Origin of the sequence: Klebsiella sp. JB_Kp042, from assembly GCF_040065275.1 — a bacterium.
Taxonomy (GTDB): Bacteria; Pseudomonadota; Gammaproteobacteria; order Enterobacterales; family Enterobacteriaceae; genus Klebsiella; species Klebsiella quasipneumoniae.
Genome location: NZ_JBEAJL010000027.1, coordinates 104,729 through 127,090, shown reverse-complemented (window position 1 = coordinate 127,090; position 22,362 = coordinate 104,729). Strand labels below are relative to the sequence as shown.

Below are 22,362 nucleotides of genomic sequence, written 5' to 3'. Positions count from 1 at the left end.
AGAGTCACGCCGGGTCAGCGCAAGCCAGACGACGAATAACGTCGCTTTTGCGCGGCGTGATATGTGCAAATAACAAAAAATAAGCCTGCATTTATCATGGAAAAAAACGCTTCTCTGCCGTTTGGCAGTTTCAACTCATTGGCATTGTTTACGGGTCTGTGTCTGGGGGCCGCGCCGGCAACCGGCATGGCAGCGGAAAAATCAGTCAAAAATAATGAAGAGACGCTGGTGGTGGAAGCCGCCCCGCCTTCGCTTTATTCTCCCGGGGCCTCCGCCGATCCCAAGTTTAATAAACCGCTGGTGGATACCACTCGCACCATCACCGTGATCCCCGAACAGGTCATTAAAGATCAGGGCGTCACCAACCTGACTGACGCCCTCAAAAACGTCCCTGGCGTTGGGGCGTTTTACGCCGGGGAGAATGGCAGCTCAACCACCGGGGACGCCATCTTTATGCGCGGTGTGGACACCTCCAACAGTATTTATGTGGACGGCATTCGCGATATCGGCAGCGTGACGCGGGATACCTTCAATACCCAGCAGGTGGAAGTCATCAAAGGGCCCGCCGGCACAGACTATGGCCGCAGCGCCCCCTCCGGCTCGATCAATATGATCAGCAAGCAGCCGCGCCTTGACTCCGGGATCGACGGTTCGGCCAGCATCGGCAGCGCCTGGTCGCGCCGGGGTACCCTTGATCTTAACCAGGCCTTCGGCGACAACGCCGCGTTTCGCCTCAACCTGATGGGCGAAAAAACTCACGACGCCGGCCGGGATAAGATTGAGAACGAGCGCTACGGCATCGCTCCGTCGCTGGCCTTTGGCCTCGATACGCCCACCCGTCTGTATCTGAACTATCTCCACGTCCGGCAGAACAACACCCCGGATGGCGGCATCCCCACCGTCGGCCTGCCGGGCTATTCAGCGCCTTCGCCGAAGTATGCCGCGCTCAATTCCGCCGGTAAGGTCAATACCAGCAATTTCTATGGCACCGACTCCGATTACGATAAATCCACCACCGACAGCGGCACCCTGCGCTTCGAACACGATCTGACGGACAATACCACCGTGCGCAATACCACCCGCTGGTCGCGGGTGAAGCAGGAGTATCTTCTGACTGCGGTGATGGGCGGCGCGAGCAATATCACTGCCCCCGACATCAATGACGTCAACACCTGGAGCTGGTCACGGCTGGTTAATACCAAAGATGTCAGCAACCGCATTCTGACCAACCAGACCAATATCACCTCGACCTTCAATACCGGCTCGATAGGCCATGACGTCAGCGCCGGCGTGGAGTTTACCCGGGAAAACCAGACCAACTATGGCGTCAACGCCCTCACCGCCCCGGCGGTGAATCTCTATCATCCGGTGAGCAGCCTGTCGATTGGCGGGCTGGACAGAAACGGGGCGAACGCCAACGGCCAGACCGATACCTTCGGCATTTATGCCTTCGATACGCTGGCGCTGACCGATCGGGTTGAGGTCAACGGCGGGCTGCGTCTCGACAGTTACCATACCAAATATGACAGCGCCACCGCCTGCGGCGGCAGCGGACGCGGGGCTGTCGCCTGCCCGCCAGGACAGTCGACCGGCAGCCCGGTCACCACTGTCGATACCGCCAAATCCGGTAACCTGGTTAACTGGAAGGCCGGGGCGCTGTATCGCTTAACCGAGCAGGGCAATATCTACGTCAACTATGCCATCTCGCAGCAACCGCCGGGGGGCAGCAGCTTCGCGCTGGCCGCCAGCGGCAGCGGCAACAGCGCCAACCGGACCGACTTTAAACCGCAGAAGGCGAAATCCAGCGAACTGGGCACCAAGTGGCAGATCCTCGACAAACGCCTGCTGCTCAGCGCGGCGTTATTCCGTACCGATATTGAAAACGAAGTGGCCGCTAACGATGACGGAACCTGGTCGCAATACGGCAAAAAACGCGTGGAGGGGTATGAGCTCTCCGCGACCGGGAACCTGACCCCGGACTGGACGATCATCGCCGGCTACACCCAGCAGCATGCCAAGGTGACAGAGGGGCAGAATGTGGCGCAGGATGGCTCTTCCGCGCTGGCCTACACCCCGAAACATGCCTTTACGCTGTGGACGCAGTATCAGGCCACCAGCGATTTGTCCGTCGGCGGCGGCGTGCGCTATGTCGGAAGCCTGCGCCGGGGCAGCGATGGCGCGGTCGGTACCCCGGATCACACCGAGGGCTACTGGGTCGCCGACGCCAAACTGGGCTATCGGGTCAACAGCAACCTCGATCTGCAGCTCAATATGTACAACCTGTTTGATACCGATTACGTGGCTTCCATCAACAAGAGCGGCTATCGCTATCATCCGGGCGAACCCCGTACCTTTATGCTGACGGCGAACGTCCATTTCTGAGTCTGTATGTGGGGCCATCGCGCCCCACCTTTTTGAGAGGACACCGCAATGATGTATCACATTCCTGACGTGCTAACGGCGGACCAGGTGGCTGAATATGCCCGCCTGCTGGCGCAGGCCGAATGGGTTGACGGGCGGGTTACCGTCGGCAGCCAGGGGGCGACCGTCAAACAAAACCAACAGATCGATACCCGCACGCCGCTGTACGACCGTCTGCAGGCCGCCGTACTCGACGCGCTGCGCGGCCATCCGCAGTTTTTTTCCGCCGCGCTGCCGCGGACGATTTCCGCACCGTTGTTTAATCGCTACGGGCCGGGGGAGACCTACGGCTTTCATGTCGATGGCGCGGTGCGTCAGAACGGCGAAGCGGGCTGGATGCGGACCGATTTATCGGCGACGCTGTTTCTCTGCGAACCGGAAAGCTATGAGGGAGGCGAACTGGTCATTGAAGACACCTATGGCCAGCATCGGGTGAAGCTCCCGGCCGGGCATCTGGTGCTCTATCCCGCCAGCAGCCTGCACTGCGTCACCCCGGTCACCCGCGGCGTACGCCAGGCCTCTTTCCTGTGGATCCAGTCGATGGTCCGCGACGATAAGCAGCGCGCGATGCTCTACGACCTGGACCGCACGATCCAGTCGCTCAAAACGCGCTTTGGCGACGGAGAAGAGGTGCTCTCCCTGCTCAATATGTATCACAACCTGCTGCGCCAGTGGACGGAAGTGTGATCCGCAGGCGAAGGGGTATCGCAGGGAGGAGTGAGGAGGCAACAAACTGGCCGTCCGCTGGCCAGTTTGCAGCAGGCGTTAGAACCGATAGCCTGCGGAGAACATAAACACCCACGGATCCAGGCGGGTGCTGACTTTCTGGTCCACGCCGTTGGCTTTGAATTTCACATCGGTATCGATATCCATGTACCACACCGACATATTCAGCAGCCAGTCACGGTTAATCAGGTAATCGAGGCCGACCTGCCCTGCCGCGCCCCAGGAGTCCTTCAGGCTCAGATCGGAAAGCCCGGCCGCCTTGCCGTTATCGTTAAAGTCTTCATTAAAGAAGGTGGTGTAGTTAATCCCCGCTCCCACGTACGGGCGCACCTTGCTTTGCGCATCGCCAAAGTACCACTGCGCCATCAGGGTGGGTGGCAACTGATGGACGGTGGCGATGGTGCCGGTTGGCCCGGTACCAACCTTATGGCGGAACGGCGTTGCCGCCAGCAGTTCCACGCCGATGTTATCGGTCGCCATATAGGTAAAGGTTAAACCCAACTGAGTGTTGTTACTGACGTTGAAACCGCCAAGGCTGCCTAACACATTGTCAGAGCCCTCCGTCGGTCGGACGGTGGCGGTCCCGGCGCGAATGAAAAGTTCACCCGCTTCATGCGCCCAGACGCTGCCGGTGGAAAGAGTGCTTAGAATTAATGCCGCCGCTGCTAACTTCTTCATATCCACTTCCTCATTATGGTTTTTCAGCGCGGCCAAATATACCTATAACGAGTTACGTTTGATCTGTTTTAGATCACACTAAAACCTTAGATTTAACATTTATTGATCCAGATTAATTTTTGATACCGATCGCAATACGCTGAATCGGTCGCACATCAATTTTCACTTTTCACGAAAAAAATTATTTCTGCCCCTCTTGCCGCCGCTGAGGCGGCTGGATAAGTTAACTGCCGACAATCTGTGTTGATGCGTTTTTTTCAGGTGTAATTATGAGTGAAATCAACCCGTGCATGACGTGCGGTGCCTGTTGTGCGTATTTTCGTGTCTCTTTCTACTGGGCGGAAGCCGACGACGCGGGGGGCCTGGTGCCCTCCGCGCTGACCGAGCCGCTAACCCCTTTCCTGCGCTGCATGAGCGGCACCAATCAACGCCAGGGCCGCTGCGCGGCGCTATCGGGCGAGATCGGCGACGCCGTCCACTGCACTATCTATGAAAACCGTCCCTCGCCATGTCGCGAATTCGCCATGTCCGGGGAAGATGGCGAGGAAAACGACGCCTGCAACCGGGCGCGAGCGCGCTATGGCCTGCCGCCATTGCGGCCTCTTTACAAAGATATACCTGCCCTGACCGGCGCAGAGAGTGCTACGACGGAACGATTTGCGGTACAATCGCCGGCTAGTTAACACCTGCGACACTCAAGGAGAATGCATGTCTATCACGGCGAAGTCCGTCTACCGTGACACCGGGAATTTTTTTCGTAATCAGTTCATTACCATTTTGCTGATTGCGCTGTTGTGCGCGTTCATTACGGTAGTACTTGGCCATGCCTTTTCACCCAGCGACGAGCAGCTGTCGATACTCAGCGAAGGCGATAACCTCGCCGGTAGCGCAGGCCTGTTCGAGCTGGTGCAGAATATGACGCCGGAGCAGCAGCAGGTTCTGCTGCGCGCCTCGGCGGCATCGACCTTCTCGGGTCTGGTGGGCAATGCGATCCTCGCCGGCGGCGTCCTGCTGCTCATCCAGCTGGTCTCTGCCGGTCATCGCGTCAGCGCTCTGCGCGCTATCGGCGCCTCGGCGCCGGTGCTGCCGAAGCTGCTGCTGTTGATCCTCTTCACCACCTTCCTGGTGCAGATGGGGATGATGTTAGTGCTGGTGCCCGGCGTCCTGTTGGCCATTGTGCTGGCCTTTGCGCCGATCATGCTGGTGCAGGACAAAATGGGCATCCTCAGCGCCATGCGCAGCAGCATGCGTCTGGCCTGGGCCAATTTGCGGCTGGTGGCGCCGGCCATTATCGGCTGGCTGATGGCGAAAACCCTGCTGCTGCTGTTCGCTTCCAGCTTTGCCGTGCTGACGCCGAACGTCGGCGCGGTGGTCATCAACACCATCAGCAACCTGATTTCCGCCCTGTTGCTGATCTATTTATTCCGCGTGTATATGCTTATCCGTAGCTAATTTTAACCTGGACCGGGGAATTTCCCGGTCCGTCCTGACAGACGGGATCGATGTATGAAGCAGTTTCTGGATTTTTTACCGCTGGTGGTCTTCTTCGCCTTCTACAAGCTTTACGATATCTACGTCGCTACCACGGCGCTGATTGTGGCGACCGCCATCGTGCTGATCTACAGCTGGGTGCGCTACCGTAAAATCGAAAAAATGGCGCTGATCACCTTCGTGCTGGTGGCCGTCTTCGGCGGATTAACGCTCTTCTTCCACAATGATGAGTTTATTAAATGGAAGGTGACGGTGATCTATGCGCTGTTCGCCGGCGCGCTGCTGTTCAGCCAGTGGGTAATGAAAAAGCCGCTTATCCAGCGCATGCTGGGTAAAGAGCTGACCCTGCCGCAGCAGGTCTGGTCGCGTCTAAACCTGGCGTGGGCGGCGTTTTTTATCCTCTGTGGGCTGGCTAATATCTATATCGCCTTCTGGTTGCCGCAGAATATCTGGGTTAACTTTAAGGTCTTCGGTTTAACCGCTCTCACGCTGGTCTTTACCTTGCTGAGCGGGATCTACATCTACCGCCATATGCCGCAGGACGACCACCACTAATTCCCCGGCAGCCTGCGCCCGCCTCCGCGGGCGCTATCCCCTATTCTCTCTCCGCCGTTTTCATAGTAGCATCCCGCTGATCGTCTTTGACCACAACAGAGTAGAGCATGACAACAACAGATCTCGCCCCGAAGGGCGAAATGGTTTTACGCACCCTGGCAATGCCGGCGGATACTAATGCCAACGGGGATATTTTTGGCGGCTGGCTGATGTCGCAGATGGATATCGGCGGCGCCATTATGGCCAAAGAGATCGCCCAGGGTCGCGTGGTGACCGTGCGCGTGGATGGGATGACCTTTTTACGTCCGGTGGCCGTCGGCGATGTGGTGTGCTGCTATGCCCGCTGCGTGAAGCGCGGCAATACCTCGGTAACCATCAACATCGAAGTGTGGGTGAAAAAAGTCTCTTCAGAACCGATTGGCCAGCGCTACAAGGCGACGGAAGCGCTGTTTATCTACGTTGCCGTCGATAATCAGGGTAAACCACGCCCTCTGCCGGCGGAATAAGATGGCGCCCGGCTAACCGGGCACCTGACTTAGAGAAAGCCCAGCAGCGAGAAGAAAAAGTAGCCGATGACAATCACGATCACCGGCAGCACGTACAGCGGGAAATACTGCACCAGGATCGTATGTCGCGGCACCACAATGCGTTCGGCGAGCTGCTCGCGAGTTAACCCTTCCGCGCCTTTCGCCTGCTCGAGGATCAGCTGATCCTCAATCCCCTCGCGGAGAAATTTCGCCTGCCGCGCCATCCGCGCGCCGGAGGCCTGCAGCGCCATACCGACGAACACCAGAATGAAGATAATCCAGAAGCCGATGTTCAGGCTGTGGTGGAAATCCGGCAGCGGTGAGTTGTACCAGAAAAAGTTCAGGAACGGCGTGTTAAAGCGCATCATCTCAATCATGACGTGCGCAAAATCCATCATTACCGCGTCAATGCCGGGTTTCTTTTCACTGTGCTCATACATAAATTTGAGGACAGAAATCAGCGTCGACAGCACGGCGGGAATAAAGATGACCCATCCCAAAATACGTTTGATGACCGCAATGCGTCCAGCTTGTTGGTACGTCATGAGTTCCCCTTGTTAAAGACGCGTTAGTTTCGCCTGCCGCCCGTTGCGTGGCGCAGGCGCTCCTCGCTTACCCGAATGTGTCGGGTATAAGTCTATCTTCCACGGCGAATTTCGCCCAATAACGCGCGGTATGATATACCATGAATGCCGATTCGTTTATCTGATTACGCAACAGGAGAAGGACATATGTCAGCGAAGCGCCGCATTGAGGCTGCGATTTTTGATATGGACGGGTTGCTGATTGACTCTGAGCCGCTTTGGGATCAGGCGGAGGTCGAGGTCATGGAGAGCCTGGGGGTGGATACCCGCCGTCGCGATGAACTGCCCGACCTGCTGGGTCTGCGAATCGACCTGGTGGTGGATCTGTGGTACGCGCAGCAGCCGTGGCGCGGCGTGGACCGCGCGGAAGCCACCGCGCGCATTATCCGTCGCGCCATTGAACTGGTGGAAGCCTCACGTCCGCTGCTGCCGGGGGTGCGCGAGGCGGTGGCCCTGTGTAAAGCCCAGGGGTTGAAGGTTGGGCTGGCCTCAGCCTCGCCGCTGGTGATGCTGGAGAAAGTGCTCAATATGTTCGAGCTGCGCGATCAGTTTGATGCCCTCGCCTCGGCGGAGCATCTGCCCTGGAGCAAACCGCACCCGCAGGTGTATCTCAACTGCGCCGCCGCCCTCGGGGTCGACCCACAGCGCTGCGTCGCGCTGGAGGACTCGGTCAACGGCATGATCGCCAGCAAAGCTGCGCGCATGCGCGCTATCGTGGTGCCGGAAGCGGAGAACAGCCGCGACCCGCGCTTTGTGCTGGCGGACGTCAAGCTGCCGTCACTGCAGGCCCTGACCGTCGAGGCGCTGCTCGGGTAAGGCCGCTGGCGGCTGACGCGATCGCCGTCACGCCGCCGGCAATAAAATCAAAACAGCGTTTCATTTTAATTGTAATTTTGTTTTCCTGCCTCTATGCTGGGCACAGGTGGCGTCATCGTACGCCTGAAGATCAGCACGCAGAGGTGAATATGGTACTGAACGCCTTCGACCTGACGGGTAAGGTCGCCATCGTGACCGGTTGCGATACCGGCCTGGGACAGGGAATGACGCTGGGCCTGGCGCAGGCCGGATGCGATATCGTCGGCATCAACCGCAAAATTCCCCACGACACGGCCGCGCAGGTTGAGGCGCTGGGCCGCCGCTTTCATGCCATTCAGGCGGATCTCAGCCATCAGGATGATATGACCGTTCTGGTCGACCAGGCGGTGGCGGCGATGGGCCGGGTCGATATTCTGGTTAACAACGCCGGGATTATCCGCCGCCATGACGCCCTGACCTTCACGGAAAGCGACTGGGACGCGGTCATCGATCTGAATTTGAAAGCGGTTTTCTTCCTTTGCCAGGCGGTCGCCAGGCAGTTCATTCGCCAGGGTGAAGGCGGGAAAATTATTAACATCGCCTCGATGCTCTCGTTTCAGGGCGGGATCCGCGTCCCCTCTTATACCGCCTCGAAAAGCGGCGTGCTGGGCCTGACCCGCCTGCTGGCCAACGAATGGGCTGGTCAGGGTATCAACGTCAACGCCATTGCGCCCGGGTATATGGCCACTAATAACACCCAGGCGCTGCGCGAAGATGAAGAGCGTAACCAGGCAATCCTTGAGCGTATCCCCGCCGGTCGCTGGGGGGTGCCGGGTGACCTGCAGGGGCCGGCGGTGTTTCTCGCCTCGTCCGCCGCCGACTATATTCATGGCTATACCCTGGCCGTCGACGGCGGATGGCTGGCGCGCTGAGAATTTGTGACAAAGAGTTACACCGTCACCTCTTCCGTGCACTGTATAAAAACCCTATACTGTATGAATCGACAGTTTAGGGTGTGTTATCATGACGGCGGAAGGCCATCTCTTCTTTTCAATCGCCTGCGCAGTATTTGCCAAAAACGCAGAGTTAACGCCGGTGCTGGCGCAGGGCGACTGGTGGCATATTGTGCCCTCCGCGGTCTTGACCTGCCTGCTGCCGGACATCGATCACCCAAAGTCGTTTCTTGGCCAGCGGCTGAGCTGGATCTCCAGGCCCGTGGCGCGGGCCTTTGGCCACCGCGGCTTCACCCACAGCCTGCTGGCGGTGTTTGGCGCGCTGACGCTATTCTACCTCAAGGTGCCTGACAGCTGGATTGTCCCGGCGGACGCCCTCCAGGGCCTGGTGCTGGGCTATCTCAGCCACATTCTCGCCGATATGCTCACCCCCGCCGGAGTGCCGCTGCTATGGCCCTGCCGCTGGCGCTTCCGGCTGCCGATCCTTGCGCCGCGCAAAGGCAACCAGCTGGAGCGCGCCTTATGCATGGCGCTGTTCGTCTATGCCGTCTGGATGCCGCAGACGCTGGCGGACAACAGCGCGATACGCTGGTCTTCCGGGGTGATTAATTCCCTGCAGATCACCTTCAATCGCTTCATAAGTCACCAGAGTGGGCGATAAACCGGCAGAAAACGCCATTTGGTTATAACCCATTCCATTTGAATATAAGTCCTTGATAACGCCTTCTGCTAACCTTGCGGTCATAAGAGCTGGTTATCCACCAGCCCAGGTTATAAAAATATCAGGAGAACGGGGATGAACTTTCCATTAATAGCGAACGTAGTCGTGTTCGCCGTATTGCTGTTTGCGCTGGGGCAAACTCGCCATAAACAGTGGAGCCTGGCCAGGAAGGTCCTGGTCGGCCTGGCGATTGGCGTGATCTTCGGTCTGGCGCTACAGCTGATCTATGGGTCTGACAGCCAGGTGCTGAAAGACTCCATCCAGTGGTTCAATATCGTCGGCAACGGTTATGTCCAGCTGCTGCAAATGATCGTTATGCCGCTGGTCTTCGCGTCAATCCTTAGCGCCGTGGCCCGCCTGCACAATGCCTCGCAGCTGGGGAAAATCAGTTTCCTGAGCATCGGTACTCTGCTGTTCACCACCCTGATCGCCGCCCTGGTTGGCGTGCTGGTGACCAACATGTTCGGCCTCACCGCCGAGGGGCTGGTCCAGGGCAGCGCGGAGACCGCCCGTCTGAACGCCATTCAGAGCAACTATGTGGGTAAAGTGGCCGATCTCAGCGTCCCGCAGCTGATCCTCTCCTTCGTGCCGAAGAACCCGTTTGCTGACCTCACCGGGGCTAACCCGACCTCGATCATCAGCATCGTCATTTTCTCGGCCTTCCTCGGCGTCGCAGCCCTGAAGCTGCTGAAAGAGGATGTGGAAAAAGGCCAGCGCGTACTGACCGCCATCGATACCCTGCAGGGCTGGGTGATGAAGCTGGTTCGTCTGGTGATGCAGCTGACCCCTTACGGCGTGCTGGCGCTGATGACCAAAGTGGTTGCCGGGTCGAATCTACAGGATATCATCAAGCTTGGCGGCTTCGTGGTGGCCTCGTACATCGCGCTGGGCATCATGTTTGTCGTTCACGGCCTGCTGCTGGCGATTAACGGCATCAGCCCGCTGAAGTACTTCCGTAAAGTCTGGCCGGTGATCACCTTCGCCTTCACCAGCCGCTCCAGCGCCGCCTCCATTCCGCTGAACGTGGAAGCGCAGACCCGTCGTCTCGGCGTACCGGAGTCGATTGCCAGCTTCTCCGCCTCCTTTGGCGCCACCATTGGTCAGAACGGCTGCGCCGGTATCTACCCGGCCATGTTGGCGGTGATGGTCGCACCGACCGTAGGCATCAACCCGCTGGATCCGATGTGGATTGCCACCCTTGTGGGCATCGTCACCGTCAGCTCGGCGGGCGTCGCCGGGGTGGGCGGCGGGGCCACCTTCGCCGCGCTGATCGTCCTGCCGGCGATGGGCCTGCCGGTGACCCTCGTGGCGCTGCTGATCTCCGTCGAACCCCTGATCGATATGGGGCGTACCGCGCTGAACGTTAACGGCTCCATGACCGCCGGGACGCTGACCAGCCAGTGGCTGCGCCAGACCGACAAGTCGATTTTCGATAGCGAAGAAGAGGCCGAACTGGCGCATCGCTAAACGGTAAGCACAAAAAAACCGCTGATAATCAGCGGTTTTTTTATTTCTGCAGCAGATTCAGGCTTCAATCTCACCTTCCTGACGCACCTGGTTAGCCCAGCGCTGCGCCGACTCCGGCACGCTGAACGCCGGTGAACGGCGGAAATGCTCCCCCATCAGCAGAAAGGCGACATACTTCCCGCGCAAAATCCAGACATCGCGAAAATGGTCCATTTTCACGGCATGTTCCGGGGGCGCAGGCTCCACGCGCGGCACGTAGCTAATGACAGGGCGATTTTGTTGGCGCAATGGTTTCATAACAAATGGATTCACTAAGCAAAGCGGGAAACAGAAACCTCTATCATAGCCGATCGTGCCCCCGTTCGTCGCCCCCCTGCCGCCGATGCGCATTTTAGGATAACTCCCTGCCCCCTCGCCGGGCGCAGCCAGCGTAATGTTCTATAGTTAGAAGGGTTTTGGTTTATCAACGACCACTTTTAGCAATGAAAGCAGGAGACGAGCAATGTCTGATAAGCACCCAAACCCGCACCACCAGCAGGCACCGGTTCACGGCAGCGAGGAAGCGCAGCCGGGTCTCGACTCGCTGGCGCCGGATGACCGGGAGTGGCGCCCCACGCCGAAACCCACCGCCCCTGGCGCTGAACCGACCGCCCCTGGCAGCCTGAAAGCGCCTGATACCCACAGCAGCAAACTTGACGCCCTGGAGCCGCAGCGCAAAGGCGGAGAAGACTATCCGCTGACCACCAACCAGGGCGTGCGCATTGCCGACGATCAGAACTCGCTGCGCGCCGGCGCCCGCGGCCCAACGCTGCTGGAAGATTTCATTCTGCGGGAGAAGATCACCCACTTCGACCATGAGCGAATTCCGGAGCGTATCGTACATGCCCGCGGCTCAGCGGCCCACGGTTACTTCCAGCCCTACAAAAGCCTGACAGCGTTGACCAAAGCCGATTTTCTCTCGGCAGCCGATAAAATCACCCCGGTCTTTGTGCGCTTCTCCACCGTGCAGGGCGGCGCGGGGTCGGCGGACACCGTTCGCGATATTCGCGGCTTCGCCACCAAGTTTTACACCGACGAGGGGATTTTTGACCTCGTCGGCAACAACACCCCGGTCTTCTTCATTCAGGACGCGCTGAAGTTTCCCGACTTTGTCCACGCCGTGAAGCCTGAGCCCCACTGGGCCATCCCCCAGGGACAAAGCGCTCACGACACCTTCTGGGACTACGTTTCCCTGCAGCCGGAAACGCTGCACAACGTGATGTGGGCGATGTCCGATCGCGGCATCCCGCGCAGCTATCGCACCATGGAAGGCTTCGGGATCCACACCTTCCGCCTGATCAATGCCGAGGGCAAAGCCACCTTTGTTCGCTTCCACTGGAAACCGGTCGCCGGCAAGGCGTCGCTGGTGTGGGATGAAGCGCAGAAGCTGACCGGCCGTGACCCCGATTTTCATCGCCGCGATCTGTGGGAGGCCATTGAAGCCGGGGACTACCCGGAATTTGAGCTCGGGCTGCAGCTGATCCCCGAGGAGAACGAATTTGATTTTGACTTCGACCTGTTAGATCCCACCAAGCTGATCCCTGAGGCGCTGGTGTCGGTGCAACGGGTCGGCAAAATGGTCCTCAACCGCAACCCGGACAACTTCTTTGCCGAGAACGAACAGGCGGCCTTCCATCCCGGGCATATCGTACCGGGCATCGATTTCAGCAACGATCCGCTGCTGCAGGGGCGTCTCTTTTCCTACACCGATACGCAGATTAGCCGCCTCGGCGGACCGAATTTCCATGAAATCCCGATCAACCGGCCAACCTGCCCGTACCACAACTTCCAGCGCGACGGTATGCACCGGATGGAGATTGACACCAACCCGGCCAACTACGAACCCAACTCGATCAACGACAACTGGCCGCGCGAGACGCCGCCAGCCGCCAAACGCGGCGGTTTCGAGTCCCTTGCCGAGCGCGTCGACGGTGAGAAGATCCGCCAGCGCAGCCCTTCATTCGGCGAATATTACGCCCAGCCGCGTCTGTTCTGGCTGAGCCAGACGCCGATTGAGCAGCAGCATATTATCGATGGCTTCAGCTTCGAGCTCAGCAAAGTGGTCCGCACCTGGATCCGCGAGCGGGTGGTCGATCACCTGGCCCATATTGATACCCGGCTGGCGGAAGCGGTCGGGGCGAATTTAGGTATTGAACTGAGCGATGAGCAGCGCAGCCTCACTCTGCCCTCCCCGGTCAACGGCGTGGAGAAAGATCCCACCCTCAGCCTCTATGCGGACGCCGAAGGGGATGTGAAAGGTCGCGTGGTGGCGGTGCTGCTCAATGAGCGTACCTCGGCGCAGGACCTGGTCCATCTCCTGCAGGCGCTACAGGCCCAGGGCGTGCACAGTAAACTGCTCTATTCGCGGATGGGCGAGGTCATCGCCGACGATGGTTCTCCCGTGCCGATCGCCGGCACCTTTGCCGGTTCCCCATCGCTGACGGTGGATGCCGTGGTGGTGCCCGGCGGCGACCTCAGCGCCCTGAGCCAGAGCGGCGATGCGCGCTACTACCTGCTGGAGGCCTATAAGCACCTGAAGCCGATCCTGCTGGCAGGCGATGCGCGGCAGTTAACGTCGGTTCTCCAGGTCCCGGCCCAGGGCGAAGAGGGCGTCATCGTTACCGATGCTCTCGACACCCCGGCGGCAGATAAACTGCTCGCCCTGATGACGGCCCACCGGGTGTGGTCGAGAAGCCCGAAAATCGCCGCTATTCCGGCGTAGCAAAAAGCCCGGCACGGTGTGCCGGGCTTGACTCACTTTCCTTTCCCCCGTCGGGCTTACACGTCGCGGTAGGTTCCCAGGCGATAACCCCGGTCGGCCACCGCCGCTTTCAGCGAGGCAGAGGTCAGCACATCAAGCTCGCCCAGCCGCGGGTAGCAGTAGGCGCTGCCCATGATGGTCTGGTCGACAAAGGCCGGATGACACATCACCTCCAGGGAGCGCTCCTCGCGGGCGATTGAGGCGTCCAGCGTCTGCAGGAACAGCGCCTCAGAGACGGCTTCCCCGTAAAACTCGCTGCTGAAGCCTGCGCTGCTGCGCGCCGCCTGCTGATCGAGACCGCTCTGCGCCGCCACCTGGCGATCGATGCGCAACGCGATGCCCTTGTCGCGGGCAAAAGCGGCGACGATGGGATAGATCGGGGCGATCATATGCACATGGTGATGGCTGTCGAGATGCGTCGGCTCATGGCCGAAGAGATCGATAAAACGACGGTACTGACACGCCAGCTCATGGGCAATCTCCTCCAGCGGCAGGGTATCTTCTTCCGCCTGCTGCCAGATCCATTTGCCCAGCCGGCCGTCGCGGGTTAACCCCGGCATGGCCGACAGCGGTTCGCCCAGCGTCAGCACAAAGTGCATCCCGACCGCCAGCTCCGGCGTACTGCGGCTCAGCTGGGCTGCGTGGTCAATAGCCGCGCCGTTGACCAGCGCCGTAGTCGATGTCACCACGCCGTTGCGGCAGGCTTCGATAATGCCGTAGTTCTGCCCTTTACTGAGGCCAAAGTCGTCGGCGTTGACGATCAATACGCGTTCCATTTGCCGCTCCCGTTACGCTTTCAGTTTTTCGATCGTCGCCGCAAAGTTCGGCAGCCATTTTTCATGAGCCAGAATCATCTCCCGCGCCAGCTGCTCGGCGTCACGATCGGAATGGATCAGCGGGCTTAAGTTCAGCGCCAGCAGCACGTCGTTCAGCTCGCCGCTGATCGCCGCCTGGCTGGCCGCCACTTCAAACCCTTTGATGGTGTAGATAAGCCCCAGCACCTTCTCGTCGAAATGGGTGATGCGCGGCGTCGGCTTCGCGCCATCGCGACCTAAGGTGCAGCTCATCTCGACCGCCCAGTCCGCCGGGATATTATCGATATGGCCATGATGCGGGATATTCACATAGTGCTCAGTCTGCTTGTCGTTATAGATAGCGTTGATCACTTCGCAAGCGGCATCGGAGTAATAGGCGCCGCCGCGCTGCTCCAGCTCCTTCGGCTTGACCTTGAGATCCGGATTTTTATACAGCTCGAACAGCTGCTTCTCCACCTTCTGCACCACCTGGGCGCGCGCGCCGCCCTTATAGTACTCGCCCATCTCAATCGCCAGCATCTCTTTTGGCTTAAAGTAATAGAGCAGATAGGAGCATGGGATCAGGCGCAGGGAGCGGATCAGCCCCTCGCTAAACGGCAGGTCGAAGATATTTTTTACCGAGTTCGCGGTCAGGCGGCCGGAGGCAACGCCGTCCAGCAGTTCATCGAAGCGCGAGACGCCGTTAACCAGCACGTCGCGGACGAACACCAGGTGGTTCAGACCGAACAGGTCAATGTTCAGCTCATCGCTCGGGCTGAGCTGCAGCACGTCGGTGATGAACATCTTCATGCCGATGGGAATGTTGCACACGCCGATAAAGCGTTTGAAACTGGTGTGGCGATAGACCGCCTCGGTGACCATGCCCGCCGGGTTGGTGAAGTTAATGATCCATGCGTCCGGGCAGATCTCCTGCACATCTTTCACGATGTCGAAAATCACCGGGATGGTACGCAGCCCTTTAAACAGCCCGCCCGCCCCGTTGGTCTCCTGGCCAAGATAGCCGTGGCTCAGCGGGATGCGCTCATCTTTTTCACGCGCCTTCAGCTGGCCCACCCGCAGCTGGGTGGTAACGAAATCCGCGCCCTGCAGCGCCTCGCGGCGGTCCAGCGTTTTATAAACCTTCATCGGCACGCCGGCTTTTTCCACCATCCGCTCGCACAGCGCATGGATAATATCGAGCTTCTCCTGGCCCTCTTCCACATCCACCAGCCACAGCTCTGTCACCGGCAGTTCATGATAACGTTTCAGGAAACCTTCCAGTAATTCCGGGGTATAGCTGCTACCGCCGCCAATGGTGACGACTTTTAATTTCTGGCTCATTTTTTTCTCCCTTAGGCGCTGCGCCTGGGCGCAGGCTGCTCTCCGCATAAATGCGGACAGTTAACTTAAATTAGTTACGGTGTAAGCCGGGCGGCTAATACCGCGCGAGTTTAATTAATACTGGTCAAATGTTTGCGATAACTGCTCGGCGTAAACGAGGTCAGCTTTTTAAAGGTTTTAATAAACAGGCTCGGGCTGCTGTACCCTGATTCATAGGCAATATCCGTCACCGAATAGTTGGTAATTTCCAGCTGCTTTTTGGCAAAGTTAATACGGATATCGTTAATTATCTGCATCGGCGTTTTACCATAATAGCGCTGGGTCGCCCGGGTTAAATATTCCTGCGTTTTGCCCGATAGCCGAACCATATTCTCGAGGGCGCTCTCGCCAAACTCCAGTTTATCGTGCATGGCCTCAACGGTATTTTTTAACCATTGTGGAACGACGTCTGCAACCGGCTCTTCGCGATAGTGACGTAAACGGTTAATGACATAAAAGGAGACCAGCTCGATAAATTCGTCAAATTCCGTTTCGCGAAAATTGAGTGAGGCGATGACCGACTCAATATAGCCGAGAAAAGCGCTCTGCACGGCATAGACCTGCGACGCCACCAGGCCAAACGGCAGCAGCGGCAGATAGTGTTTCTCAAAGAAGCGCCTGCTGATGCCGACGTTAAGGATGCGCGTCGCACCAAATTCGTAGAAGCTCTGGTGGTGCGAGCCCATCGGGATAAAGACAAAATCCCCGCGCTCCAGCAGCACCCGTTTGCCATTGATCTCCTGGTAATAGCGCCCGGTTAATACGACGGTAAATTCGTAGTAATCATGCTGGTGGAGCCCGCTCACGCTTTCCGTTTTGTTATAGATGACCACATGAAAGTTCTTCCCGTTGAACAACTGCTGTTCTCTGGCGGTACTGATCTCGGTGGTCATCATCCTGGGCTGCCTCATCGTCGTGATGGCCTATTGTACCTTCTCGTGCAGCTCAATCAATTCCGCAACCAGCTCGCGGGCCAGCATGGAGGTCATCAGGTGATCCTGAGCATGCACCAGCACCAGGCTGACCTTCATTTTCCCTTCGCCCTCGTCGCTTTCGATAAGCTGGGTCTGCACGCGATGCGCCTCGCTCAGCGCCTGACGCGACTGCTCCATCATCGATTTCGCCGCGGCAAAATCTCCCTGCTTGGCCTGTTTTAGCGCGGCATAGGCCAGGCTACGGGCTTGTCCGGAGTTGATAATCAGCCCCATCACCACCTCTTCGAGGTCGTTTTCCGGGGTCTCTACCGCGTCGATGTTGTCCAGATCAAACATAATATTTCCCTCATTTCTCAGGCGGTACGGGACGCTGCCCGTACCGCGCGGTATCAGAATTTCAGTGCGTTGGCGATGTCTTCTTCGCTCTCTTCCTGCTCGATGACGGTCTGCGCTTTATTCGACAGCACCACAAACGGCAGGTAGACCAGGGTGGAGACGCCAAGGTTGAACAGGGCGACCAGCAGAGCGGCGACGCTGCCGTTACTGTTGAAGAACGCCCCCAGGCCAGTTGGCATGGTCCACGGCGCCAGGTTGGTCACCGGTGGGATAATCCCCAGGCTGTAGGCCGCGAGAGTAATGGCCGCCAGAATCGGCTGGACCAGCACGAACGGGATGAACATGACCGGGTTCATGATGATCGGCAGGCCAAACAGAATCGGTTCGTTAATCTGGAAGATGCCTGACGGCAGCGCCAGCTTCGCAACCTGACGATGGTCAGCGCGGCGGGAAGCGATAAAGATGGCGATGATCAGACCCAGCGTCGCCCCGGAACCCCCCAGCAGGATGTAGGAGTCGAGCATCGGCTTGGCCCAGAAGTGGAACTGTTTACCCGCTTCGATCGCCGCATCAACCGATCCGTACTGGTTGTACAGCGCGATGTTTTCCAGCGCCCACGGCGTCATGATGCCGTTATCCAGCGCGGTCAGCGCCAGCGAACCATGCACCCCGAAGAACCACAGCAGGGAGTTAAAGATGACGTATGCCCAGCCGACCACGCTGCCCATCGCCGCCAGCGGCGTAGAGATGGAGTCCATGATGATCTGGTGGAAGTTGCTGCCGTAGCTCGACAGGGCCCACGAGATAATGCCGAAGATGGAGAGGATCAAGAAGCCAGGGATCAGCGCGGAGAAAGAGCGCGATACCGACCCCGGCACGCTGTCCGGCAGTCTGATCACCCAGTTGCGACGGATCACGAAGGTGAACAGCTCCGCGACGACCAGACCGATAATCATGCCGGAGATGATGTTCTGCCCGCCCAGCCAGTTGGCGCCGACGGCATAGGCTTCGCCCACGCTATACGGGGTCACGGTCATAAAGGCCGCGACCGCCAACAGGCCTGCGGCCATCGGGTCGACTTTGCGCTCTTCCGCCAGCGCGGAGCCAATAAAGAATGGCGCCATCAGCGACATAATGCCGAGGGTGCCGTTATAGACGTTACCGCCGATAGCCTTAAAACCGTTTAAGGTTTCAATGGTGGAGGCATCCAGGCGAATGCCCATGGAATAAAAGAAAGAGCCTTCGCCGAAGCTCAGAAAAACGTTGTTAATTAATACAAACATGGCCCCGGCGAGGGTCAACGGCATTAATTTAATGAATCCATTTTTAATCGCATTAATATGCGGCTGTTTTCCTATTTTCACTGCAAAAGGAAGGAGTACCTTTTCAAGCGAGTCGATCACTTTACTCATAGTCAATACCCTTAAAAGCCGCAATAAACTATTACGGCGATGATGTATGAAATTACTCTTTGACGGGAAAATAAACTCTTTATTCTTTGACGTCCGGCAACGGGATGCCGCCAGGCGTCAAAATATATCGAGTTTTAAAATTTAAAATTATTGTGCTGCAGCTTTCTTAATGGCCGCGACGGCGGCTTTCAATACACCTAAACCATCCACCTTGCCATACAGAAGAGAATCGATGACTTCTACCGGTTTATTCGGCAGCAGGCGCTGAATTTCCGGTAACATATACGCAATTTGTGGCCCTAATAATACAACGTCGGCTTCCGGTCCCTTTTCACCTGCGAGAGTCTCAGGATAGGCTTCAATAATGACCGGGACTTCGTATTTTTCCGCCTGCGCCCGCATTTTGGAGACCAGCAGTGACGTGGACATGCCTGCCGAGCAGAACAGATAAATGTGTTTCTTTTCCATGAACGCTTCCTCAATGTGTGAGACCAGGGCCTTCAGTAACCGCTGAGAGCCGGTAAGACTGGTAACATCCGGTTAATTCTGTTTATGGGTTGAGTATACGGCAACCTGAGCCGTCGTGATAATTCCCTGTTGAACAGAATTGTCTCTCATTGACCTCCGGTTTTGACTACCCTCACATTTTCATCCAAATAATTCGCGCAATTAAATAAGCATCAGGACTCGTAAAAAAGCCCGACCAGTGGTCGGGCTTACGTACAACTCAGTCAACAGTAGGGCGCTTACTTAGCGTTGCGCGGATCCGTATCATACTCAGCGCAGGTCTGGTAGCCGGAGTTCATCACGTGCCCCGTTTCGTCGAGGGCCACAAAGTAGGTCTCCACTTTACCATCTCGTTGACCGAGGATATAGGTCTGGCAGGTGCCGCGGGCATGGACCATCGTCACTTCCGTTGAAGGTTTGCCAGCGATCTGCATCACCTGCTCACGCGACATTCCTTTCTTCACATCTTTCACCACCGGCTGGGTAAACTGGTCTTTGGTACGATCGTAAGCGGTACAGCCCGCGAGTAAGGTTAACGCGACGGTGACGCCCAGTATTCCTGCTAAGCTTTTGTTCATTTTGGTTCCTCTCTTCCACTGTGTAACGATAAGCCTGGAATAAATAGTGTTATTTTTCAAGCCGAACAGCGAAATCATGTCTGATTGTGTTATTGCGTAAACAGGATTGACGCTCCGCCGACGACCGGCGCTTTCTCCTGCGCGCGGGCATCTATAATGAAATCCTATGTCATTGATTGCCTTCTTTTCCGGCAGTCAAAACCCCGGTCCTTGTCGTTTCAGCGGCAAAGAGGTAGCTTTAAGCCAACAGGTTGCCAAACAGATTCACTTTCGGAGGGCGCGATGACGCTACAACAAGAGATTATTCAGGCGCTGGGCGCGAAGCCGCAGATTGATGCCGCAGGCGAGATCCGCCGCAGCGTCGATTTCCTGAAATCCTATCTGCAGACTTACCCATTTATTAAATCGCTGGTGCTGGGTATCAGCGGCGGCCAGGACTCGACCCTGACGGGGAAACTGTGCCAGATGGCGATCAATGAGCTGCGCGCCGAAACTGGCGACAGCAGCCTGCAGTTTATCGCCGTCCGTTTACCCTACGGCGTGCAGGCGGATGAGCAGGACTGCCAGGATGCCATCGCCTTTATTCAGCCTGACCGCGTGTTGACGGTGAATATCAAAGCCTCGGTACTGGCAAGCGAACAGGCCCTGCGCGAAGCGGGGATCGAACTGAGCGACTTCGTTCGCGGCAACGAAAAAGCCCGTGAGCGCATGAAAGCCCAATACAGCATCGCCGGGATGACCAAAGGGGTGGTGGTCGGCACCGACCATGCGGCGGAAGCGATTACCGGCTTCTTCACTAAATATGGCGACGGCGGCACCGACATCAACCCGATCTTCCGCCTGAACAAACGTCAGGGCAAACAGCTGCTGGCCCATCTCGGCTGCCCGGAACATCTGTATAAGAAGCTGCCGACCGCCGATCTGGAAGACGATCGCCCCTCCCTGCCGGATGAAGTGGCGCTGGGGGTCACCTATGAGAATATCGACGACTATCTGGAAGGCAAAACGCTGGACCCCAGCATCGCCAAAACGATCGAAGGCTGGTATCTGAAAACCGAACACAAGCGTCGGCCGCCCATCACCGTCTTTGACGATTTCTGGAAAAAATAGTCCCTCCCCCGCCCCGGCCCGCGCCGGGGTTATTTTTTGCGCTTTTCGCCGCAAAAACCGCCTGCTATACTGGATAGATAGACAGTATCAGGAGTTATTGTGGCCAGAAAGCAATCTGCCCCGCGTCTGGAGTTTGAGGCGGCGGCGATCTATGAATATCCCGAACACCTTCGCCCGTGGCTGGAGGCGCTGCCGAAGCTGCCGGGCGTCTATCAGTTTCACGGCGACAGCGACACGATGCCGCTCTATATCGGCAAGAGCGTTAACCTGCGCAGCCGGGTGCTCTCCCACCTGCGCACGCCTGAAGAGGCCGCGATGCTGCGTCAGTCCCGGCGTATTACCTGGCAGCGCACCGCTGGCGAGCTGGGGGCGCTGCTGCTGGAGGCGCGGTTAATTAAAGAGCAGCAGCCGCTGTTTAACAAGCGGCTACGGCGTAACAAGCAACTCTGCGCCTGGCTGCTTGCGGACGACCGGCCGCAGATTGTCTATGCCCGCGAAGTTGATTTCTCTCATCAGCAGCATCTCTATGGTCTGTTCGCCAACCGGCGGGCGGCGCTGCAGATGCTGCAGAGCCTCGCTGACGAACAGCGCCTCTGTTATGGCCTGCTCGGTCTGGAGCCGCTCAGCCGCGGTCGCGCCTGCTTTCGATCCGCGCTGGGCCGCTGCGCCGGCGCCTGCTGTGGAAAGGAGAGCGTGGAGGCGCACCGCCAGCGTCTGCTGGCGCAGATGAGCAAGCTGCAGCTGGTGTGCTGGCCTTGGGCAGGACCGGTGGCGCTGGAGGAGCGCGGCCCTGATATGACGCAGTATCATGTCATTCATAACTGGCTGTGGCTGGGGGCCGTCGACTCGCTCGACCAGGCCGCTGAGCTCACCTGCCTGCCCGCCGGATTCGACCAGGATGGTTACAAAATTCTCTGTAAGCCTCTGCTCAGCGGCAACTACCCGCTGCACCCGCTTAGCTGAGAAGCCAGAAAGAAAAAACCGCCGGCCCTGCCCAACGCCTGATGGCATTATTGGGCAAGACCGGCGGTCTTGATTCAGTACGCTACATTATTCAGCGGGTGCAGGCATTTTACCTGCCGGCGCGTTGCGTTCTGTCAGATGCTTCTCAAAATTGGCATTGAACTGTTTTTTCTGCTCTGGGGTCAGAATGTTGTAGATCTTGTTCTGCGTTTCCAGGCGGGACAGCGCCATCGCTTTATGCTGCGCCTCCATCTTATCGATCTGCGCTTCCGCTTTCGCCTTGTCGAAGGTATCGCTGGCGATCAGCTCGTGCATCGCGCGGCGTTCGTCAAGGGACGGACGCTTCATGTTTTCGCGCTGGCTCTTCATGATGTCGCGGATCTGCTGCTTCTGCGCATCGGTCAGGTTGAGGCCTTTAAACATCATGTCATGCTGACCTGGGCCGCCTTTATGATGCATCATCATCGGCTTGCTGTCGCTCGGCGCGGTGGTGGTATCGGCGGCGTGAGCCAGGTTAGCCGCGCCCAGAGCCAGAGTAGAGGCAACAAACAGTGCAGTGAGTTTCTTCATCATTCAATCCTTACTTTACGTTATTCTTACGGCGCGTTGCCGTGTTGACGAGATTAACT

General features: G+C 57.9%; 25 protein-coding genes. 13 read left to right on the top strand and 12 right to left on the bottom strand.

Annotated features, from left to right (window positions below; translation table 11 throughout):
* Positions 1-96 precede the first annotated feature (96 nt).
* Both ABLV54_RS10620 and ybiX read left to right on the top strand, forming a co-directional pair.
* On the top strand, positions 97-2,382 hold the full coding sequence (locus ABLV54_RS10620) for a catecholate siderophore receptor Fiu (RefSeq protein ID WP_023289315.1): 2,286 nt from the start codon (positions 97-99) through the stop codon (positions 2,380-2,382).
* Between the two features lie 48 nt (positions 2,383-2,430).
* Positions 2,431-3,108, top strand: coding sequence for a PKHD-type hydroxylase YbiX (ybiX, locus tag ABLV54_RS10615; protein ID WP_050533931.1), 678 nt, complete (start codon positions 2,431-2,433; stop codon positions 3,106-3,108).
* 78 nt (positions 3,109-3,186) lie between these two features.
* Here ybiX and ompW read toward each other — a convergent pair whose 3' ends face one another.
* On the bottom strand, positions 3,187-3,825 hold the full coding sequence (gene ompW, locus ABLV54_RS10610; RefSeq protein ID WP_050533932.1) for an outer membrane protein OmpW: 639 nt from the start codon (positions 3,823-3,825) through the stop codon (positions 3,187-3,189).
* Positions 3,826-4,094: 269 nt separating this feature from the next.
* Between ompW and ABLV54_RS10605 the strand changes: the two genes are divergently transcribed.
* The 4 genes from ABLV54_RS10605 (at position 4,095) to yciA (ending at position 6,377) form a co-directional block, all read left to right on the top strand.
* On the top strand, positions 4,095-4,508 hold the full coding sequence (locus tag ABLV54_RS10605) for a YkgJ family cysteine cluster protein (RefSeq protein WP_023289312.1): 414 nt from the start codon (positions 4,095-4,097) through the stop codon (positions 4,506-4,508).
* Positions 4,509-4,533: 25 nt separating this feature from the next.
* Entirely contained in the window at positions 4,534-5,277 is a 744-nt protein-coding gene (locus ABLV54_RS10600) for a YciC family protein (protein WP_050533933.1), read from the top strand.
* A gap of 54 nt (positions 5,278-5,331) precedes the next feature.
* Positions 5,332-5,871: a septation protein A gene (locus ABLV54_RS10595; RefSeq protein WP_050533934.1), complete on the top strand. Its 540-nt coding sequence runs from the start codon at positions 5,332-5,334 to the stop codon at positions 5,869-5,871.
* Positions 5,872-5,978: 107 nt separating this feature from the next.
* Entirely contained in the window at positions 5,979-6,377 is a 399-nt protein-coding gene (gene yciA / locus ABLV54_RS10590) for an acyl-CoA thioester hydrolase YciA (protein ID WP_002901629.1), read from the top strand.
* A 29-nt stretch (positions 6,378-6,406) separates the two neighbouring features.
* Here the strand turns inward: yciA and ABLV54_RS10585 are convergent, their stop codons facing one another.
* Positions 6,407-6,943: a YniB family protein gene (locus tag ABLV54_RS10585; RefSeq protein WP_023283571.1), complete on the bottom strand. Its 537-nt coding sequence runs from the start codon at positions 6,941-6,943 to the stop codon at positions 6,407-6,409.
* Between the two features lie 186 nt (positions 6,944-7,129).
* On the opposite strand from ABLV54_RS10585, the gene hxpB reads away from it, so the two are divergent.
* The 4 genes from hxpB (at position 7,130) to ABLV54_RS10565 (ending at position 10,918) form a co-directional block, all read left to right on the top strand.
* Complete coding sequence (hxpB, locus tag ABLV54_RS10580; RefSeq protein WP_017898668.1) at positions 7,130-7,798, top strand: hexitol phosphatase HxpB; 669 nt, start codon at positions 7,130-7,132, stop codon at positions 7,796-7,798.
* Positions 7,799-7,947: 149 nt separating this feature from the next.
* Positions 7,948-8,709, top strand: a complete 762-nt coding sequence (gene kduD / locus ABLV54_RS10575) for a 2-dehydro-3-deoxy-D-gluconate 5-dehydrogenase KduD (RefSeq protein ID WP_032452531.1) — start codon at positions 7,948-7,950, stop codon at positions 8,707-8,709.
* A 91-nt stretch (positions 8,710-8,800) separates the two neighbouring features.
* Entirely contained in the window at positions 8,801-9,391 is a 591-nt protein-coding gene (locus ABLV54_RS10570) for a metal-dependent hydrolase (RefSeq protein WP_023289309.1), read from the top strand.
* A gap of 135 nt (positions 9,392-9,526) precedes the next feature.
* Entirely contained in the window at positions 9,527-10,918 is a 1,392-nt protein-coding gene (locus ABLV54_RS10565) for an L-cystine transporter (protein ID WP_023289308.1), read from the top strand.
* 57 nt (positions 10,919-10,975) lie between these two features.
* On the opposite strand, the gene cedA is transcribed toward ABLV54_RS10565, so the two are convergent.
* On the bottom strand, positions 10,976-11,230 hold the full coding sequence (cedA, locus tag ABLV54_RS10560) for a cell division activator CedA (protein WP_008807754.1): 255 nt from the start codon (positions 11,228-11,230) through the stop codon (positions 10,976-10,978).
* 190 nt (positions 11,231-11,420) lie between these two features.
* On the opposite strand from cedA, the gene katE reads away from it, so the two are divergent.
* Entirely contained in the window at positions 11,421-13,679 is a 2,259-nt protein-coding gene (gene katE, locus ABLV54_RS10555) for a catalase HPII (protein WP_050533935.1), read from the top strand.
* Positions 13,680-13,735: 56 nt separating this feature from the next.
* On the opposite strand, the gene chbG is transcribed toward katE, so the two are convergent.
* The 8 genes from chbG to osmE form a co-directional block, all read right to left on the bottom strand.
* Positions 13,736-14,494: a chitin disaccharide deacetylase gene (gene chbG / locus ABLV54_RS10550; RefSeq protein WP_032452530.1), complete on the bottom strand. Its 759-nt coding sequence runs from the start codon at positions 14,492-14,494 to the stop codon at positions 13,736-13,738.
* A 12-nt stretch (positions 14,495-14,506) separates the two neighbouring features.
* Positions 14,507-15,853, bottom strand: a complete 1,347-nt coding sequence (locus ABLV54_RS10545; protein WP_023289304.1) for a 6-phospho-beta-glucosidase — start codon at positions 15,851-15,853, stop codon at positions 14,507-14,509.
* 110 nt (positions 15,854-15,963) lie between these two features.
* Positions 15,964-16,788 (bottom strand): transcriptional regulator ChbR, encoded by an 825-nt coding sequence (gene chbR / locus ABLV54_RS10540; RefSeq protein ID WP_004203825.1) that lies wholly within the window; start codon positions 16,786-16,788, stop codon positions 15,964-15,966.
* A 27-nt stretch (positions 16,789-16,815) separates the two neighbouring features.
* Positions 16,816-17,163, bottom strand: coding sequence for a PTS N,N'-diacetylchitobiose transporter subunit IIA (gene chbA, locus ABLV54_RS10535; protein ID WP_023289303.1), 348 nt, complete (start codon positions 17,161-17,163; stop codon positions 16,816-16,818).
* A 53-nt stretch (positions 17,164-17,216) separates the two neighbouring features.
* Positions 17,217-18,575 (bottom strand): PTS N,N'-diacetylchitobiose transporter subunit IIC, encoded by a 1,359-nt coding sequence (gene chbC, locus ABLV54_RS10530; protein WP_004203823.1) that lies wholly within the window; start codon positions 18,573-18,575, stop codon positions 17,217-17,219.
* Positions 18,576-18,586: 11 nt separating this feature from the next.
* Positions 18,587-18,703: a hypothetical protein gene (locus ABLV54_RS10525; protein WP_032429133.1), complete on the bottom strand. Its 117-nt coding sequence runs from the start codon at positions 18,701-18,703 to the stop codon at positions 18,587-18,589.
* 19 nt (positions 18,704-18,722) lie between these two features.
* Complete coding sequence (gene chbB / locus ABLV54_RS10520) at positions 18,723-19,043, bottom strand: PTS N,N'-diacetylchitobiose transporter subunit IIB (protein WP_002901547.1); 321 nt, start codon at positions 19,041-19,043, stop codon at positions 18,723-18,725.
* A gap of 278 nt (positions 19,044-19,321) precedes the next feature.
* Positions 19,322-19,660 (bottom strand): osmotically-inducible lipoprotein OsmE, encoded by a 339-nt coding sequence (osmE, locus tag ABLV54_RS10515; RefSeq protein WP_023289302.1) that lies wholly within the window; start codon positions 19,658-19,660, stop codon positions 19,322-19,324.
* Between the two features lie 282 nt (positions 19,661-19,942).
* Here osmE and nadE point away from each other — a divergent pair, with 282 nt between their 5' ends.
* Together nadE and cho are read left to right on the top strand one after the other, a co-directional pair.
* Entirely contained in the window at positions 19,943-20,770 is an 828-nt protein-coding gene (nadE, locus tag ABLV54_RS10510; protein ID WP_023289301.1) for an ammonia-dependent NAD(+) synthetase, read from the top strand.
* A 99-nt stretch (positions 20,771-20,869) separates the two neighbouring features.
* A complete protein-coding gene (cho, locus tag ABLV54_RS10505) occupies positions 20,870-21,733 on the top strand; it encodes an excinuclease Cho (protein ID WP_348814076.1) in 864 nt (287 codons plus the stop codon).
* 87 nt (positions 21,734-21,820) lie between these two features.
* On the opposite strand, the gene spy is transcribed toward cho, so the two are convergent.
* A complete protein-coding gene (gene spy / locus ABLV54_RS10500; RefSeq protein WP_072096650.1) occupies positions 21,821-22,306 on the bottom strand; it encodes an ATP-independent periplasmic protein-refolding chaperone Spy in 486 nt (161 codons plus the stop codon).
* Between the last annotated feature and the right edge of the window lie 56 nt (positions 22,307-22,362).

What these genes read in the sequence shown, in the direction of transcription:
- ABLV54_RS10620 (WP_023289315.1), top strand. Translation starts at nt 97, where the DNA reads ATGGAAAAAAACGCTTCTCTGCCGTTTGGCAGTTTCAACTCATTGGCA.
- ybiX (WP_050533931.1), top strand. Translation starts at nt 2,431, where the DNA reads ATGATGTATCACATTCCTGACGTGCTAACGGCGGACCAGGTGGCTGAA.
- ompW (WP_050533932.1), bottom strand. Translation starts at nt 3,825, where the DNA reads ATGAAGAAGTTAGCAGCGGCGGCATTAATTCTAAGCACTCTTTCCACC.
- ABLV54_RS10605 (WP_023289312.1), top strand. Translation starts at nt 4,095, where the DNA reads ATGAGTGAAATCAACCCGTGCATGACGTGCGGTGCCTGTTGTGCGTAT.
- ABLV54_RS10600 (WP_050533933.1), top strand. Translation starts at nt 4,534, where the DNA reads ATGTCTATCACGGCGAAGTCCGTCTACCGTGACACCGGGAATTTTTTT.
- ABLV54_RS10595 (WP_050533934.1), top strand. Translation starts at nt 5,332, where the DNA reads ATGAAGCAGTTTCTGGATTTTTTACCGCTGGTGGTCTTCTTCGCCTTC.
- yciA (WP_002901629.1), top strand. Translation starts at nt 5,979, where the DNA reads ATGACAACAACAGATCTCGCCCCGAAGGGCGAAATGGTTTTACGCACC.
- ABLV54_RS10585 (WP_023283571.1), bottom strand. Translation starts at nt 6,943, where the DNA reads ATGACGTACCAACAAGCTGGACGCATTGCGGTCATCAAACGTATTTTG.
- hxpB (WP_017898668.1), top strand. Translation starts at nt 7,130, where the DNA reads ATGTCAGCGAAGCGCCGCATTGAGGCTGCGATTTTTGATATGGACGGG.
- kduD (WP_032452531.1), top strand. Translation starts at nt 7,948, where the DNA reads ATGGTACTGAACGCCTTCGACCTGACGGGTAAGGTCGCCATCGTGACC.
- ABLV54_RS10570 (WP_023289309.1), top strand. Translation starts at nt 8,801, where the DNA reads ATGACGGCGGAAGGCCATCTCTTCTTTTCAATCGCCTGCGCAGTATTT.
- ABLV54_RS10565 (WP_023289308.1), top strand. Translation starts at nt 9,527, where the DNA reads ATGAACTTTCCATTAATAGCGAACGTAGTCGTGTTCGCCGTATTGCTG.
- katE (WP_050533935.1), top strand. Translation starts at nt 11,421, where the DNA reads ATGTCTGATAAGCACCCAAACCCGCACCACCAGCAGGCACCGGTTCAC.
- chbG (WP_032452530.1), bottom strand. Translation starts at nt 14,494, where the DNA reads ATGGAACGCGTATTGATCGTCAACGCCGACGACTTTGGCCTCAGTAAA.
- ABLV54_RS10545 (WP_023289304.1), bottom strand. Translation starts at nt 15,853, where the DNA reads ATGAGCCAGAAATTAAAAGTCGTCACCATTGGCGGCGGTAGCAGCTAT.
- chbR (WP_004203825.1), bottom strand. Translation starts at nt 16,788, where the DNA reads ATGATGACCACCGAGATCAGTACCGCCAGAGAACAGCAGTTGTTCAAC.
- chbA (WP_023289303.1), bottom strand. Translation starts at nt 17,163, where the DNA reads ATGTTTGATCTGGACAACATCGACGCGGTAGAGACCCCGGAAAACGAC.
- chbC (WP_004203823.1), bottom strand. Translation starts at nt 18,575, where the DNA reads ATGAGTAAAGTGATCGACTCGCTTGAAAAGGTACTCCTTCCTTTTGCA.
- chbB (WP_002901547.1), bottom strand. Translation starts at nt 19,043, where the DNA reads ATGGAAAAGAAACACATTTATCTGTTCTGCTCGGCAGGCATGTCCACG.
- osmE (WP_023289302.1), bottom strand. Translation starts at nt 19,660, where the DNA reads ATGAACAAAAGCTTAGCAGGAATACTGGGCGTCACCGTCGCGTTAACC.
- nadE (WP_023289301.1), top strand. Translation starts at nt 19,943, where the DNA reads ATGACGCTACAACAAGAGATTATTCAGGCGCTGGGCGCGAAGCCGCAG.
- spy (WP_072096650.1), bottom strand. Translation starts at nt 22,306, where the DNA reads ATGATGAAGAAACTCACTGCACTGTTTGTTGCCTCTACTCTGGCTCTG.